Source organism: Eggerthella sp. 1_3_56FAA (genome assembly GCF_000185625.1).
Taxonomy (GTDB): Bacteria; Actinomycetota; Coriobacteriia; order Coriobacteriales; family Eggerthellaceae; genus Eggerthella; species Eggerthella lenta.
This window is the reverse complement of sequence record NZ_GL622579.1, coordinates 162,042-174,529: the sequence shown is the minus strand read 5'-3', so window position 1 is coordinate 174,529 and position 12,488 is coordinate 162,042. Positions and strand designations below refer to the sequence as shown.

The window sequence follows — 12,488 nt, the reverse complement described above, 5'->3', positions numbered from 1 at the left end:
TGCCCGCCGCAGCCTGCCTCGTCGCCGCGGCCATCGTCGCCGGCGGCGTGCCCATGGTCATGGGCGCGATGGACGCGGACGGCCATACGGCCATCTCCCTGAGCGACGCCCAACAGGCAAGCGGCTTCGCCGTGCGCGCCTACGCCTCCGACGGCAGCGCGCCGCTCGCGCCCGGCGAGGGGGGCACCGTTGCGTTCGACCGCGACTTGGGCTACCGCTTCTCAGGAGGCGACGACTACAAAGTGAGCGGCTTCTTCACCGGCTGCCTCTTCCACGTTGAGGGCGAGGGCATCTCCCGCGTGCAGGCGAACCTGACGGGCGGAGCCCTGTACCGCGTGACGTTCGAAGACGGACCGACCGACCCCGACGACCCGCGCATGGGCGAGCTGGCAAGCTGGAAGCCCACGGCGCGCGGTACCGGCGAGTACTACGGCGGCTACGATTTCGTCGGAAGCTCCATGCGGAACGGAGAGAGTAAGCTGAGCCTCGCGAAGCTCATGGGTTCCACCATCGACGTCTCCGCAAGCGACGACCCCGGCATCGCGGACGGCACGACGAGTTTCGGCCTCTGGACGAACGAGGGCGAGCCTCCTGAAAACATCATGGGCGACCTGCAATCCCCCGTCATCGACCTGTTCGAAGGACAGACGCTCACCGTCACCGTGACGTTCGAGGACGGGCGCACGTCCACCCAGGCCATCGAGCTGCACGCGGCCAACTTCGAGACCGAAATGGTCGACGGCACCCCCCGCCTGACCACCCGTCTCGCCGCAGACGACGCCGAAGCCCCCTCGGCAGCGAAATCGCTCTACGGCATCGTGGTGAAAGCGGGAAGCGGCCCGTTCCCCTTCCCGCTCGACGACGCGAACGACCGCGCCGACGAAGTGCTGCCCGCGTCGACCATCGAGCGCCAGGACGATACCTGGCGGGCAACCGTCGAGGAGAACGGCGCGCGCGTCGACGCGACCCTGCCCGAAAACGCGCTCACACCGTCCGACGGCGAAGTCGCGTTCGACTTCGGATACGAAAGCACCGGCTCCTCTCACCCAGACTCCGAAAGCTCGCAACAGCCGACCGCGCGCTTGGCCATGAGCTCCCCTTCCATCTCGCTCTCCGACACTCTTCCGGGCGGAAAGGCGCTCGACGACTGCCTCTTTGTCGTGGACGGATGGCTGGGCAACGCGCGCTACATGGACAAATGCTCGCGCGAGGTGTGGGGCTACGGCTACAACGACGACGGCACGCTTACGAGCGACGACTACCGTTACGCGTCCACGACGGTGACGCTGCGCAACCTTGAAGATACGGCCGTCCCCGTTTGGACGCCCGTGCTCTACGATTTCGCCCTGCGCAACGATGACGGAACGCTCGACATGGTGCGGACGGGTTACGATCTGGACTTCGAGGCAACGGGCGACACCGTGCCCTCCGACGACCCCCAGCACGTCGTCATCGCGCCGGGCGGCACAGTGCAGCTGACCGTGGTGCGCGTCCTGCCCACGTACGTCCTGGAGAGCGGAAACCTGGTGCTCGTGCCGACCGACGACGGCAGCCCGTTCTCCCAGGCCTTCTCCCTCGGCGGGCAGATCTAGCTGCCCCGCCGCTTCATCGCGGAGCCCCCGCAGACTCGGCCTGCGGGGGCTCCTTCGCTCCCCCCCCCCTATTCGCGCACGAGCTTCCGGGCGCCGACGTACGTCACCGCGAAGTAGGCGCCGTACACCGCCAGGAACGCGCCGGCGCAGGCCAACGCCATCGACGTGATGTCGAGGTGCCCGAACACGGCCACGACGTCGGTGACCACCACGAGCGCGCACGCGGCGTGCGCGACGGCCAGCAGCAGCGGGAACAGGAAGTACACGAGCACCTGAACGAACAGCGCGCTGCTGATCATGCCCTCGGGAGCCCCCAGCTTTCGCAGCAGCCCGTAGCGCTGCGCGTTATCGGAAGCGTCGGACAGCTGCTGGATGGCGAGTATGGCCGCACAGGCGATGACCAGCACGAAGCCCAGGTAGATGGCCAGGTACGCCACAATGGTGGACAGGCTGATGCTCTGGTCGATCACCTCGGCGCGCGTCATGGACAGCGTGATCGGCCAGGTGTCGGGGTTGTCGGTGTCCGCCACGGCGTCCATCATCTCGCCGAACGCGGCCTCGTCCTCGTCGCTTGCGCACTGCACGTCGAGGACGGACTGGAGGATCGCCGATCCTGCCGGCACCGCCTCGTCGGGCACCACGAGCGTGCCCGTGTTCATCGGAAACGGCGTGGTCTGCAGGCTCTCGCCCCGGAATTCGGCCACGCGCAGGTCGCGCCCGCCCACGGACAGCACGGTGCCGCGATCCACCGCGTCGCGGTAGAACCCGCTCGTGATGTCGGAGTCGCTGAAAACCGCGCACTCCCCCGCGCCCAGCTCGAGCGCCGGTCGACCCGCCAGCTCGAGCGCGGCGTTCACCTGCGACAGCTTCGCCAGGTACACGGGGTACGCGCCGTAACCGCTGTTGACGGACGCGCCCGCGTAGTCGGACAGCTTGAGGCCGCTCGCGCGCTCCACGTCGTCCATCACGAGGCCGTCGGCCGGATCGACCAAAAAGTCGATCTGCGCCGTGCGGGACGCCGCCGCATCGAAGTCGCCCGCGCCCACGGCCGCCACGCTCGCGCGCAGCCCCGCGGCCATATCGTAGCCCTGCCGCTCGGCGAAGGCCCCGAATTCACCCAGTTCGGCAGGCTGATAGCCCGCCTCGGCGTTGTACGAGCCGAACGACGTGGACACGCTGGCGCTGTAGCCGGTGCTCTTGTCCAGCGAGCCGTCGATGGCGTTGCGGATGCCGATGCCGCCGCACACGCTGGTGATGGCCAGGAACAGCACGAGGCACACCACCGACAGCGACGCGAACGCGGTGTTCACCTTCGCGTTCAGCTGCCGCAGCGCGAACATGTTAAGCCCGCGCAGGTACAGCGGCTTGATCAGCTGTACCAGCTTCAACAGGAAGCCCGACAGCGCGTAGAAGAACAGCACCGTGCCTGCGCACACGAGCAACGTGGCCGCCGCGAATTCGGGCGAGGGCTCCATCAGCCCGTTGTCGATGAGCAGCTTGTACGACACGCCTATCAGCACGAGCGACGCCGCGAACAGCGCGAGCGACAGCGGCAAGCTGGTCAGCCGCATCTCCTCGTTCTTACGCTGCGCGTGCAGAAGGTCGATAAGCTTCGCCCGCGCCACCGTGCGCGCGTTCAACAGCGCGGCCGTCAGGAAGATGGCCGCGAACACGATGGCGGTCTTCGCCAACGCGTCGGCCGAGAACACGAACGCGAAGCCGCCCGCCTCGGCCACGTCGGCCTGGAACAGCGCGCTCGTCAGCTGCAAGAGAAGCTGCGACAGCCCGATGCCCACGACGAGCCCCGCCGCAAGCGAGGCCGCGCCCGCGATCAGCGATTCCAGCGCCACGATCTTCACCACGTCGCCCGTGCTCATGCCCAAGGCGAGGTACACCCCGAACTCGCGCTTGCGCCGCTTGATGAGGAAACTGTTCGCGTACACCACGAGGAACACGAGCACGAACGCAATGAACACCGACACGCCGCCGATGACCATGCCCAGCAGATCGAACATCTTGCTTTGCGTCTCGGAGAACGCGAGCACGCCCTGCTGGGCCGTCATGGAGTTGAACGCGTAGAACACCGCCACGCCCAGCATGACCGTGAGGAAGTAGATGCCGAAGTCCGCCAGCGACTTGCGCACGTTGCCGAGCGCGAGCCTAGCAAGCATGGCGCGTCACCTCGTCCGCGGCATCGTCCTCGCCCGCGCCGCCCATGCTGGAGACCACGTCCACGATGCGGCGGTAGAACGCCGAACGCTCCGTGCCGTTACGGCGCAGCTCGCCGTACAGGCCGCCATCCTTGATGAACACGATGCGGTTGCAGTAGCTGGCCGAGAACGAGTCGTGCGTGACCATGAGGATGGTGGATCCCCGCTCGTTGAGGTGCGCAAGCGATTCGAGCAGCTGGCGCGCCGATTTCGAATCGAGCGCGCCGGTGGGCTCGTCGGCCAGCACAAGATGCGGGCGGGTCACCGTGGCGCGCGCCGCGGCCACGCGCTGCTTCTGGCCGCCGGACATCTGGTAGGGGTACTTCTGCAGCACATCCTCGATGCCCAGCGTGCGCGCCGCCTCACGCACGCGCGGGTCGATCTCGCGCACGGGCGCCTTCTGGATGGTCAGCGCCAGCGCGATGTTCTCGTACGCCGTGAGCGTGTCCAGCAGGTTCGAGTCCTGGAAGATGAAGCCCAGGTCCTCGCGCCGGAACTTCGCCAGCTCCTTGCCAGCGAGCGCGGTCACGTCGCGCCCGCCGACGACGATGGTGCCGCTCGACGGCTTGTCGATGGTGGCCAGGCAGTTCAGTAGCGTCGATTTGCCCGACCCGCTGGGCCCCATGATGCCGGTGAACTCGCCGCACGCCACCGCGAAGCTCACGCGGTCGAGCGCCTGCGTCACGCTGCCGTCGTGCTTGCGCCCCTCGGCGCCGTAGCGCTTGCTGAGAGCGCGCACCTCCACCACCGTCGACGCGCCGACGTCCCTTGCATCCATATTCAGCTCCTTCTTCTCGTTTTGCTCCTGCTCCCAGGTTACGAGCCGCTCCTTACAGCGCCTTGCAGCGCGCCTTGCGGCTTCCTTACCGCACCTTGCGGCTGCCTTACGATACGAAGAAGCGGATTACCGCGCTCGGCCGCATGTGTCATACTGGCAAGCACGAAAGAGAAAGGGGTTCGACGATGACCGGCGCATTCGGCATGGTGGAGACGCACTTGCGCGGCAAGCGCATCCTGCTGGTGGACGACGAGCGCGAGCTGGCCGACATGGTGGCCACCATCTTGCACGGCGCGGGGTTCGCCTCCGTCGACATCGCGAATTCCAGCGCCGAAGCGCTCTCCTCGATCGCGGCGCGCAGCGCCTCCCCCGAGCACGCGTACCAGCTGTTCGTGCTCGACGTGATGATGCCCGGCATGGACGGCTTCGAGCTGCTCGGACGCATCCGTCAGCTGCCCGCGCACACCTCGACGCCCGCGCTGTTCCTCACGGCGAAAGACGAGCCTTTCGATCGCGTGTCGGGACTCACGTTGGGCGCCGACGATTACATCGCGAAGCCGTTTCTGCCCCAAGAGCTGGTGCTGCGCATCGCCGCCGTGCTGCGCCGCTGCTATGCCGCCGAGAACCCGCTGTTGGAGCTGGCTGCGAGCCGCGTGAACTTCGCCACCGCCGAGGTGGAGCGCGCCGACGGGCAGACGGTGCCGCTCACCGCCAAAGAACACGAGATCCTGAGCGTGCTCGCGCGCAACGCCGGGCGCATCGTCACCATCGATTCCCTGTGCGAGGCGTGCTGGGGCACGTCGTTCGGCTACGAGAACTCGCTCATGGCGCACATCCGTCGCCTGCGCGAGAAGATCGAGGCAGACCCGTCGGCGCCGGTTTCGCTCGTCACGGCGCGCGGACTGGGCTACAAGCTGGTCGAGCGCGGCTAGCTCATGGGCCGCGCCCCTCGCACATCTGCTCGAGACCGTCGCACAAGGCGACCGGCGGGCTTCGCGCGCTTCTTCACCAAGCAGCTGCTGCTGTTCGTGGCGCTGGCGCTGCTCATCGTGGTCATCGACTTCTTCCTGTACGCCGTCATCGCCTACCGGGAATCGAACTCGAACTTCAACGACGGCACGCCCGCGTCCACGACGCGCGCAGTCGACCAAGCTCTCGAGCAGGATGCCGACGGCTCATGGACGCTTGGGGAGAACGGCCTGGAGGCGCTCGGCCAGCAGGACGCCTGGGCGCTCGTCATCGGGACGGACGGCGCGGTGGCCTGGTCGCAGGACAAGCCGGAGGACGTGCCCGACCGGTTCAGCGTGAACGACGTGGCGATGGCAGCGCATTATGCGGCCGTCGCCGACTATCCGGCGTTTTTCTGGGATCGGGACGACGGCCTGCTGGTCGTGGGTTTCCCGAAGAACGAGTTCTGGACGATGACGCTCACCTACCCCGCGTCGACCGTGCGCAACTTCCCGCTGTACGTGCTGCTGATATTCGCAGTCGACCTCGGGATCTTGTACACCATCTACGCGGTGTCGCGTCGCCGGACGCAAAACGCCGTGGCTCCCATCGCCGAAGCGCTCGACGCGCTGTCTGACGGGCGCGCGGCCGAGCTGCACCTCAAAGGGGATCTGCGCGACATCGGCGACCAGATCACCGAGACGAGCGCCGTCATCGAGCAGAAGGACGCCGCGCGCGCAAGCTGGATTCGCGGCATCTCCCACGACATCCGCACGCCGCTGTCGATGATTCTCGGCTACGCCGACGCGCTCGTGCAGGACGAGGGCGCAGCCGAAGAGGCGCGCGCAAGCGCGCGGGTCATCAGAGCGCAGGGGCTCAAGATCAAGGACCTCGTCACCGATCTCAACACCGCCTCGCAGCTGGACTACGACATGCAGCCGATGCGCCTGGAACGCGTGCATGCGGCGCGCCTGCTGCGCACCGTGGCGGCCGCGCATGCGAACAGCGGGCTGGACGAAGCGCATCCTATCGAGCTCGACATCGCAGAGGACGCGCTGAACGCGGTGGTGCTGGGGGACGAGAGGCTGCTCACGCGCGCGGTGGAGAACGCCATCTCCAACGCGCGGCTGCACAACGAGCAGGGATGCACGATCAGCGTCGAACTGGCGCTGCGAGACAACGCGTACTGCACGATCCGCGTGAGCGACGACGGTGCTGGAATCGCGGCTGCCGACCTCGCCGCGCTCGAAGCGCGCCTCGCGCGCTCGCGCACGGCGCGCAGCGCGGCCGGGTCGTTCAACCGCGATCACGGCCTGGGGCTCGTTCTGGTCGACCGCATCGCCCGCGCGCACGAGGGATCGCTCTCCCTCGACGGCGCGCCGGGCGAAGGCTTCTCCGTGACCCTCGCCCTCCCGCTGGCGTAGCGACGGAAGGGTTTACGCTCCGCAGACGCCGATGCCGATGAGGCCGGGGCCGGTATGCACCACGAGCACGGGGCTGATCTGCCCTTCGTACCAGGCGTCCACGTTGTGCACGCGCTGCTCCAGCTCGTGCTTTACTTCGGCCGCCTCCGCAGCGGCATCGCCGTTCACCACGGCCATCGTGCAACGCGGATACCGCGCCGCTGCCTCCTCGGCGCAGCGCATGGCCTTCTTCAGCGATTGACGGCGACCCTTGGCCTTCGCCACGGTGCAGTACACGCCCTTCTCGTTGCAGGTGATCACCGGGCGCATGTCCAGCAGACTGCCCACCGCGTACGTCACGTTGCCTATGCGGCCGCCCTTATGCAGGTATTCCAGCGTGTCCACGCAGAAGAACACCTTCGTGCTCTCCACGATGCGCTCGCTGTCGCGTCGCAGGTCGTCGAGCGTGGCGCCGTCGGCCAGCCTGCGCGCCACCGCAAGCGCGACCAAGCCCGCGCCCATGCCGATGTTCTTCGTGTCCACGATGCAGCAGTCCAGCTCGGGCATCCCGACGGTGATCGATCGCATGAGCTCGCATGTGGCCGACAGGCCGCTCGAGATAGTGACGATGACGGCCTGCTCGTAACCGTCGTCCACGACGCGCTGCAGCACCTCGCGCGCAATCGCAGGAGTCGGCGTGGACGTAGTGGGGATCTCCTCGGAGAAGCGGTCGTATACCTGTTGCGGCGTGATGGTCACTTTATCGAGAAAGCTCTCGCGTTCGTAGTTCACCTGCAACGGCACGACGTACATGCCGTACCGCTCGACGTCCGCCGGCGGCACGTCGGTGCACGAGTCGATGACGAGAGCGATGCGAGAGGTGTCCATGCGACCTGCTTTCGTTCGTCCGGGCATCACCCGGGTTACTATCTAGTATCAATAACTAGATTATTGGTTGAAACGTACTATGTCAAGCAGTTCTAAAGATTGACTCCAAACGGTCGCCTTGCTATGCTCGTTTCGTTTCCTCCGCACGCGCGCGAAAGGCTCCTTCATGAACGACGCATCCGTCAGCACATCGACCTATGCCGAGCATCTCGTCTCCCTGCACCTCCCTCGCTACGACGAGATACCCTCCATCGACCTGTACATGGACCAACTGGTGGGTTTTCTCGAAGACACGTTGGCTCCGCTGTACCAGCCCGGCGAGAAGATCATCACGCGTTCCATGGTGAACAACTACGTGAAGCAGGGCGTGCTGGCATCGGCCGCAGGCAAGAAGTACACGCGCTCCCACATCGCATACCTCATCGTCATCTGCACCCTTAAGCAGACGTTCTCCATAGCGGAAATCGACCGGCTCATCCGCATGCAAATCGCCAGCTTCGACACGCGCGTGGCCTACGACTACTACTGCGATGCGTTCGAAGCCGCGCTGCGAGCGTTGTTCGCACCCCTTCCAACCAGCCCGAAAGGCCTGATGAGCGGAGAAAATGAGGGGGATTTCGAGCGGGATCTGGTGCTGGCTTCCACGGCGGCTGTCGCCTACACGCTCTACATCAAAGCGAGCATCGCCGTAGCGGGCGGGCGGCCCAAATAACGCCTTCCGCTCATTTCGTGCGCAAAGCCGAGCGGATGCGACCGGCTCGGTTACAATAAAAGGGTCGATCCCATCCCAACGAATGGAGGAGCCCTTGGAAGCGCTCATGCTCGCCCTGCTCTTGCTGGCGGCCGTCCTCGTCTCGTCGGTCATCGACCAGCTGGTGCCCAAGATCTCCTCGCCCCTCATACAGATCCTGCTTGGCCTCGGCATCGCGCTTCTCGCTTCCTCGCAAATCAAGATCGAACTCGATGACAAGCTGTTCCTCGTGCTGTTCATCGCTCCTTTGCTCTACGACGAGGCCAAGAACATCGACAAGGCATCGCTGTGGCGCAACCGCAAGCCCGTGCTGTCGCTGGCCATCGGACTGGTGCTTGCCACGGCGCTCGTCGTGGGGTTCGCCGTCCACTGGCTCGTGCCGTCCATCAGCTTGTTCGCCGCTTTCGCGCTGGGCGCGGCGCTCGGCCCGACCGATGCCGTGGCGGTAGCGTCGCTTTCCAAGGAAACGAGCATCTCCTCACGTTCCAAGAGCATTCTCGAAGGCGAGTCGCTCATCAACGACGCCTCGGGCATCGTGGCGTTCCAATTCGCCATCGCAGCCGCCGTCACCGGCACGTTCTCCCTCGTCGACGCCACAGCCGACTTCCTGTTCAGCTTCTTCGGCGGTATCCTCATGGGCATCGCCCTGAGCTACCTGGGCAACTTCCTTGTGCGCAAGGTTCGCTCGTGGGGCCTGGAGAACACGACCTTCCACGTGTTGTTCGAGGTGTTCACGCCGTTCATCGTGTACCTTGTGGCCAACGCGCTGCACACGAGCGGCATCCTGGCCGTGGTGGCGGCAGGTCTCGTGAACGTCATCTCGCCGCGCGTCATCGGGCCGTCCATCTCGCGCATGAACATCGTCTCGACAAGCGTTTGGCGGGTGCTGTCCTTCGCGCTCAACGGCGTGGTGTTCGTGTTGCTGGGCACGCAGCTGCCGCTCGCCTTTCAAGGAACATGGGAAAGCACGGCCGTTTCGAACGACAAGCTCATCGCGTACGTGCTGGGTCTCGCCTTCATCGTGATCTTCGCACGATTCGTTTGGGTGATGGCCATGGAATGGGTGCACAGCCGCGCCGAACGCGCAGATCGCCCGTTCGGGTTGGAGAACGTGCGCACGGCTGCCGTCATGACCCTGGGCGGCCCGAAAGGAGCCATCACGCTGGCCGTGGCGTTCACCATATCCTACGCGGTGCCGCAGCGCGACCTCATGATATTCATGGCCTGCGGCGTGATCGTAGTAACCCTGCTTCTGGCCACGTTCGTCGTGCCCCTGCTGGCGCCGAAGAAGCCGCCCACCGACGAGGACCTGCGCTGCGACGAGACCGAGGTGAGCATCGAGATACTGCGCACCGTCATCGAGGATTTGGCCGCGCGCCAGACCGCCGAGAACCGTGCGGCCACGCAGATGGTGATCCGCTCCTACAACGACCGCATCGCGCGCATCAAAAGCCGCAACGACATCGAGGACGAGCCGAACACGGCCCTGCGCCTGCAGGCGGTGCGCTGGGAGCAGGAGCTCACGCTCAAGCTCATCGACGACGAGGAGATCTACCCCATCATCGGCTACCAGTACCTCAGCCGCCTCGCCCGCATCGAGAATATGCTGAAGCATCATCGAGGCCGCTGGTCGGCTCAGAACTTCATGCTGCGCCTGCGAGCCATAGCGCGCTCGGGATGGCACCGCATCGTCGCCGGACTGCCCGGCATCAACGTCACGGAACGCGTGCAGGCCATCCGCGATCTGCAGATGCAATGCGCCGAGCACGTGGTGGAGCGCCTGCAGCAGAAGCTGGCCTCCCCCGAATCGGACGAACCGGCCGAGGACGTCAGCACGCTCTTGCTGGAATACCAGCGTTCCATCACGGCCTTGCGCAATGCCAACCCGTCCATCACCGCCCTCACGAACACGGCAAGCAAGGCCCAAGACATCGAACGCTACGGCTTGCGCCTCGAGCTCGAGCAGATCCAAGCGCGCTACGAAGACGGCGACCTGTGCCGATCCTCGTACAAGCGCCTGCGCGAGAACGTCGCCCTGATGCAGGTCGACCTGGAGGACAACGTATAGGATGCGGCCTCCGTCCGTCGTCCCGAGCGAGAGACGGCAGACTACAGATCCTGCACGTTCATCTTGTTGAGCTGCCGCGACATCTCCATCTTGCGGCGCTGGCGCACATACACCAGCGTGAAGACGACCGCAGGAAGGCAGTACAGGGCAAGGGCGAGAACGGAGGCGAAAAAGGCTCCCGCAGAGAACATGACGCGAAACGCCTCGATGAAGTTCGGGGCGGAGAAGCCGATGGCGGCCACGAGGGACGCTATCGGCAGCACCAAGCCCGCAATCGCGTTTCTCGCCCTCGAGGCCGCGAACTGAAGCGCCACCAATCCGGCGAACAGCGCGACAGCGGCGAGCAGCATGACGAAGGCAGCAGGTCCGAAAAGCATGTCATCCTCCTTCAAAGTGGCGAACCTTGCGATATTCGGATATGAGCACTTTGGCGGCGTCGAAGTCGATGCGCTCGTTCACTGCGAGCCGCTTGATCAGGGCGATGTACGGATCGGTCTCGCGATCCTCCCCTATCCTGATCTTCTGGATGAGCCGGTCGAGCCGCAGTCGGACCGTTGGATAGGTGACTCCGTACTGACGCGCGACCTCTTTCAAGGAACCGGACGCAAGTAAGAACCGCTTGACGAACGCGACATCCTCGTCGTCGAGATCGACCATCCATTCGGGAACCACTTCAATGCTCAACGTGCACACCTCCTTTAGTTTTATTAAAGATACTCTTTAATAAAACTAAAGTCAAGTAATGAGAGCTATCGCCATCCGCTAATCGAATCACCCCATATCTTCAGTGTGCTCGACACGGAAAACGGATGTTTCGATCATTGTTTGAGGTATCAATTGTGACCATACCCTAAACGTCCGTTGTTAAACCATTGGCGGCACAGGTTCGTTCTGGGCTTCATGCGCCGCGAGCCACGCGGAGACCGAGAGAATCCGACAAGATCGAGCGACAGTTCTCCGAAAAACACGTCTATCGAAACAAGCGCTGCCGCCAAGAAAGGCCGAATGGGCCGACACCGGAAGATTCCGATGCCAGCCCATTCGCGTCGTCTAGATTAGGCTATTCACCGTCCAGCTTTTGAGGCCAAGTCATCGGGTGGCCTTCCCAATGCTTTATCGCCGTCTGCCTCTACTGCTTTTCGAAAACACGGGAACGATCAAGTTTCCAATGACGGAAACAACCGGTACCGCCAAAAACCAGAACGATGCCGTTTCACGCGTTACTAAGAACGAAACAAACGCCAGCAACGAAAATATAGTGAGCATTATCATTGATAGGATCGGGCCTCTTTTTGCCTGCTCTATTTCATTGTCAACAAGCCTATCCTGCCTTTTCGACTCGTCAATGGTAAAAGCGTCATTCCATCTGCATATTCGCTCACGTGTCTCAGGATCATACAGCTTATGAACATCCGGATGGGGCAATAGACCCGAAAACGACACAGACTTGCTTTCGGAACTCAAAATAATCCCAGCTGATTCGAGTTCATCTTCTGAAGCAGCGTCGAGAATGTCAACAGCGGCTAGGAGCTCTTCCGAACGCTTATCAAGCGCTTCTTGCTTGCCGATATTCGAGCCCTTTTCATCCTGGCCAAGTTCGAGACGGCTTTCTCCATCGAGTCCTTTCGGACGTTCTCTAGCTTTTTGCTGTTGTCCAGACCGGGGATCGTCAACAATTCCATTGCCGTCATCGCTCACAACCTCCTCCTTCATAGCATTGCAAACTATCAACATATGGCAACAATGATTGTACACCAGAAGCAATCGCATACAGCGAAGGACGCTATACGGTTATCCTAAATTTTTCAGAAGGCGACCTGTGCCGATCCTCGTACAAGCGCCTGCGCGAG

At 63.9% G+C, this 12,488-nt stretch carries 11 protein-coding genes; 5 read left to right on the top strand and 6 right to left on the bottom strand.

Annotation, left to right across the window (positions count from 1 at the left end; all coding sequences use genetic code 11):
- The coding region (locus HMPREF1023_RS00705) for a hypothetical protein (RefSeq protein ID WP_009304203.1) at positions 1-1,592 on the top strand (1,592 nt) is incomplete at its 5' end.
- Positions 1,593-1,660: 68 nt separating this feature from the next.
- Here the strand turns inward: HMPREF1023_RS00705 and HMPREF1023_RS00700 are convergent.
- Together HMPREF1023_RS00700 and HMPREF1023_RS00695 are read right to left on the bottom strand one after the other, a co-directional pair.
- A complete protein-coding gene (locus HMPREF1023_RS00700; protein WP_009304202.1) occupies positions 1,661-3,763 on the bottom strand; it encodes an FtsX-like permease family protein in 2,103 nt (700 codons plus the stop codon).
- Positions 3,753-4,580, bottom strand: a complete 828-nt coding sequence (locus HMPREF1023_RS00695) for an ABC transporter ATP-binding protein (protein ID WP_009304201.1) — start codon at positions 4,578-4,580, stop codon at positions 3,753-3,755. The genes HMPREF1023_RS00700 and HMPREF1023_RS00695 overlap by 11 nt, the downstream gene beginning before the upstream one ends.
- Before the next feature lie 185 nt (positions 4,581-4,765).
- Between HMPREF1023_RS00695 and HMPREF1023_RS00690 the strand changes: the two genes are divergently transcribed.
- Positions 4,766-5,512: a response regulator transcription factor gene (locus tag HMPREF1023_RS00690; RefSeq protein ID WP_009304200.1), complete on the top strand. Its 747-nt coding sequence runs from the start codon at positions 4,766-4,768 to the stop codon at positions 5,510-5,512.
- Positions 5,513-5,515: 3 nt separating this feature from the next.
- On the top strand, positions 5,516-6,952 hold the full coding sequence (locus HMPREF1023_RS00685; RefSeq protein WP_009304199.1) for a sensor histidine kinase KdpD: 1,437 nt from the start codon (positions 5,516-5,518) through the stop codon (positions 6,950-6,952).
- A gap of 12 nt (positions 6,953-6,964) precedes the next feature.
- Here HMPREF1023_RS00685 and HMPREF1023_RS00680 read toward each other — a convergent pair whose 3' ends face one another.
- Positions 6,965-7,819, bottom strand: a complete 855-nt coding sequence (locus tag HMPREF1023_RS00680) for a DegV family protein (RefSeq protein WP_009304198.1) — start codon at positions 7,817-7,819, stop codon at positions 6,965-6,967.
- A gap of 166 nt (positions 7,820-7,985) precedes the next feature.
- Between HMPREF1023_RS00680 and HMPREF1023_RS00675 the strand changes: the two genes are divergently transcribed.
- Together HMPREF1023_RS00675 and HMPREF1023_RS00670 are read left to right on the top strand one after the other, a co-directional pair.
- Positions 7,986-8,531 carry a DUF1836 domain-containing protein gene (locus tag HMPREF1023_RS00675; RefSeq protein ID WP_009304197.1) on the top strand — a complete coding sequence of 182 codons (546 nt, stop codon included), beginning with the start codon at positions 7,986-7,988 and terminating at the stop codon, positions 8,529-8,531.
- Positions 8,532-8,613: 82 nt separating this feature from the next.
- On the top strand, positions 8,614-10,638 hold the full coding sequence (locus tag HMPREF1023_RS00670; RefSeq protein WP_009304196.1) for a sodium:proton antiporter: 2,025 nt from the start codon (positions 8,614-8,616) through the stop codon (positions 10,636-10,638).
- A gap of 41 nt (positions 10,639-10,679) precedes the next feature.
- On the opposite strand, the gene HMPREF1023_RS00665 is transcribed toward HMPREF1023_RS00670, so the two are convergent.
- The 3 genes from HMPREF1023_RS00665 to HMPREF1023_RS15070 form a co-directional block, all read right to left on the bottom strand.
- Positions 10,680-11,015 carry a hypothetical protein gene (locus tag HMPREF1023_RS00665; RefSeq protein WP_009304195.1) on the bottom strand — a complete coding sequence of 112 codons (336 nt, stop codon included), beginning with the start codon at positions 11,013-11,015 and terminating at the stop codon, positions 10,680-10,682.
- Position 11,016: 1 nt separating this feature from the next.
- Positions 11,017-11,331, bottom strand: a complete 315-nt coding sequence (locus HMPREF1023_RS00660; protein WP_226844372.1) for a DUF2089 family protein — start codon at positions 11,329-11,331, stop codon at positions 11,017-11,019.
- 420 nt (positions 11,332-11,751) lie between these two features.
- The gene (locus HMPREF1023_RS15070; RefSeq protein WP_009304193.1) at positions 11,752-12,336 is read right to left on the bottom strand and encodes a hypothetical protein; all 585 of its coding nucleotides are present in this window, start codon (positions 12,334-12,336) and stop codon (positions 11,752-11,754) included.
- Positions 12,337-12,488: the final 152 nt, after the last annotated feature.

What these genes read in the sequence shown, in the direction of transcription:
- HMPREF1023_RS00700 (WP_009304202.1), bottom strand. Translation starts at nt 3,763, where the DNA reads ATGCTTGCTAGGCTCGCGCTCGGCAACGTGCGCAAGTCGCTGGCGGAC.
- HMPREF1023_RS00695 (WP_009304201.1), bottom strand. Translation starts at nt 4,580, where the DNA reads ATGGATGCAAGGGACGTCGGCGCGTCGACGGTGGTGGAGGTGCGCGCT.
- HMPREF1023_RS00690 (WP_009304200.1), top strand. Translation starts at nt 4,766, where the DNA reads ATGACCGGCGCATTCGGCATGGTGGAGACGCACTTGCGCGGCAAGCGC.
- HMPREF1023_RS00685 (WP_009304199.1), top strand. Translation starts at nt 5,516, where the DNA reads ATGGGCCGCGCCCCTCGCACATCTGCTCGAGACCGTCGCACAAGGCGA.
- HMPREF1023_RS00680 (WP_009304198.1), bottom strand. Translation starts at nt 7,819, where the DNA reads ATGGACACCTCTCGCATCGCTCTCGTCATCGACTCGTGCACCGACGTG.
- HMPREF1023_RS00675 (WP_009304197.1), top strand. Translation starts at nt 7,986, where the DNA reads ATGAACGACGCATCCGTCAGCACATCGACCTATGCCGAGCATCTCGTC.
- HMPREF1023_RS00670 (WP_009304196.1), top strand. Translation starts at nt 8,614, where the DNA reads ATGGAGGAGCCCTTGGAAGCGCTCATGCTCGCCCTGCTCTTGCTGGCG.
- HMPREF1023_RS00665 (WP_009304195.1), bottom strand. Translation starts at nt 11,015, where the DNA reads ATGCTTTTCGGACCTGCTGCCTTCGTCATGCTGCTCGCCGCTGTCGCG.